General features: G+C 57.8%; 2 rRNA genes (1 of these 2 cut by a window edge). Both read left to right on the forward strand.

Annotated elements, in window-relative coordinates:
- Positions 1 to 214: 214 nt before the first annotated feature.
- Positions 215 to 1,740: ribosomal RNA gene (locus ACFU53_RS46395) — 16S ribosomal RNA — on the forward strand.
- A 310-nt stretch (positions 1,741 to 2,050) separates the two neighbouring features.
- A 23S ribosomal RNA gene (locus tag ACFU53_RS46400) occupies positions 2,051 to 2,680 on the forward strand (it continues 2,571 nt past the right edge of the window).
- Together the 16S and 23S rRNA genes form the textbook arrangement of a ribosomal RNA operon.

Consider the following 2,680-nt stretch of genomic DNA (forward strand, 5'->3'; position numbering starts at 1 on the left):
AACTTGGGTGAGTACAAAGGAAGCGTCCGTTCCTTGAGAACTCAACAGCGTGCCAAAAATCAACGCCAGATATGTTGATACCCCGTTCCCGGCCGGTTTCCGGTTGGGGCGAGGTTCCTTTGAAGTAAAACACAGCGAGGACGCTGTGAACGGTCGGGCTTATTCCGCCTGACTGTTCCGCTCTCGTGGTGTTGCACCGGATTACCGGTACACATTCACGGAGAGTTTGATCCTGGCTCAGGACGAACGCTGGCGGCGTGCTTAACACATGCAAGTCGAACGATGAACCACTTCGGTGGGGATTAGTGGCGAACGGGTGAGTAACACGTGGGCAATCTGCCCTTCACTCTGGGACAAGCCCTGGAAACGGGGTCTAATACCGGATACAACACTCTCGGGCATCCGATGAGTGTGGAAAGCTCCGGCGGTGAAGGATGAGCCCGCGGCCTATCAGCTTGTTGGTGAGGTAACGGCTCACCAAGGCGACGACGGGTAGCCGGCCTGAGAGGGCGACCGGCCACACTGGGACTGAGACACGGCCCAGACTCCTACGGGAGGCAGCAGTGGGGAATATTGCACAATGGGCGAAAGCCTGATGCAGCGACGCCGCGTGAGGGATGACGGCCTTCGGGTTGTAAACCTCTTTCAGCAGGGAAGAAGCGAAAGTGACGGTACCTGCAGAAGAAGCGCCGGCTAACTACGTGCCAGCAGCCGCGGTAATACGTAGGGCGCGAGCGTTGTCCGGAATTATTGGGCGTAAAGAGCTCGTAGGCGGTCTGTCGCGTCGGATGTGAAAGCCCGGGGCTTAACCCCGGGTCTGCATTCGATACGGGCAGACTAGAGTGTGGTAGGGGAGATCGGAATTCCTGGTGTAGCGGTGAAATGCGCAGATATCAGGAGGAACACCGGTGGCGAAGGCGGATCTCTGGGCCATTACTGACGCTGAGGAGCGAAAGCGTGGGGAGCGAACAGGATTAGATACCCTGGTAGTCCACGCCGTAAACGGTGGGAACTAGGTGTTGGCGACATTCCACGTCGTCGGTGCCGCAGCTAACGCATTAAGTTCCCCGCCTGGGGAGTACGGCCGCAAGGCTAAAACTCAAAGGAATTGACGGGGGCCCGCACAAGCAGCGGAGCATGTGGCTTAATTCGACGCAACGCGAAGAACCTTACCAAGGCTTGACATACACCGGAAACGGCCAGAGATGGTCGCCCCCTTGTGGTCGGTGTACAGGTGGTGCATGGCTGTCGTCAGCTCGTGTCGTGAGATGTTGGGTTAAGTCCCGCAACGAGCGCAACCCTTGTTCTGTGTTGCCAGCATGCCCTTCGGGGTGATGGGGACTCACAGGAGACTGCCGGGGTCAACTCGGAGGAAGGTGGGGACGACGTCAAGTCATCATGCCCCTTATGTCTTGGGCTGCACACGTGCTACAATGGCAGGTACAATGAGCTGCGAAGCCGTGAGGCGGAGCGAATCTCAAAAAGCCTGTCTCAGTTCGGATTGGGGTCTGCAACTCGACCCCATGAAGTCGGAGTTGCTAGTAATCGCAGATCAGCATTGCTGCGGTGAATACGTTCCCGGGCCTTGTACACACCGCCCGTCACGTCACGAAAGTCGGTAACACCCGAAGCCGGTGGCCCAACCCGTAAGGGAGGGAGCTGTCGAAGGTGGGACTGGCGATTGGGACGAAGTCGTAACAAGGTAGCCGTACCGGAAGGTGCGGCTGGATCACCTCCTTTCTAAGGAGCATCTAGATCTCGCAAGAGATCCAGAGCCACTACGCAGGCAAATGTTCTGCGGTGGTCAGCTCATGGGTGGAACGTTGATTATTCGGCTGGGTTCACGGGTCGGAGGCTGTTAGTACTGCTCGCAAGGGTGTGGAAAGCATGATCTTCGGACGGGGTCTGGTCGGGCACGCTGTTGGGTGTCTGAGGGTATGGCCGTGATGGCTGCCTTCAGTGCCGGCCCCAGTGCACTCGGACCGAATGGTTCGGGGTGATGGGTGGTTGGTCGTTGTTTGAGAACTGCACAGTGGACGCGAGCATCTGTGGCCAAGTTTTTAAGGGCGCACGGTGGATGCCTTGGCACCAGGAACCGATGAAGGACGTGGGAGGCCACGATAGGCCCCGGGGAGTCGTCAACCAGGCTTTGATCCGGGGGTGTCCGAATGGGGAAACCCGGCAGTCGTCATGGGCTGTCACCCATACCTGAACACATAGGGTATGTGGAGGGAACGCGGGGAAGTGAAACATCTCAGTACCCGCAGGAAGAGAAAACAACCGTGATTCCGGGAGTAGTGGCGAGCGAAACCGGATGAGGCCAAACCGTATACGTGTGAGACCCGGCAGGGGTTGCGTATACGGGGTTGTGGGATCTCTCTTTCACAGTCTGCCGGCTGTGAGGCGAGTCAGAAACCGTTGATGTAGGCGAAGGACATGCGAAAGGTCCGGCGTAGAGGGTAAGACCCCCGTAGCTGAAACATCAACGGCTCGTTTGAGAGACACCCAAGTAGCACGGGGCCCGAGAAATCCCGTGTGAATCTGGCGGGACCACCCGCTAAGCCTAAATATTCCCTGGTGACCGATAGCGGATAGTACCGTGAGGGAATGGTGAAAAGTACCGCGGGAGCGGAGTGAAATAGTACCTGAAACCGTGTGCCTACAAGCCGTGGGAGCGTCG

The organism is Streptomyces sp. NPDC057474 (genome assembly GCF_042802555.1).
Taxonomy (GTDB): Bacteria; Actinomycetota; Actinomycetes; order Streptomycetales; family Streptomycetaceae; genus Streptomyces.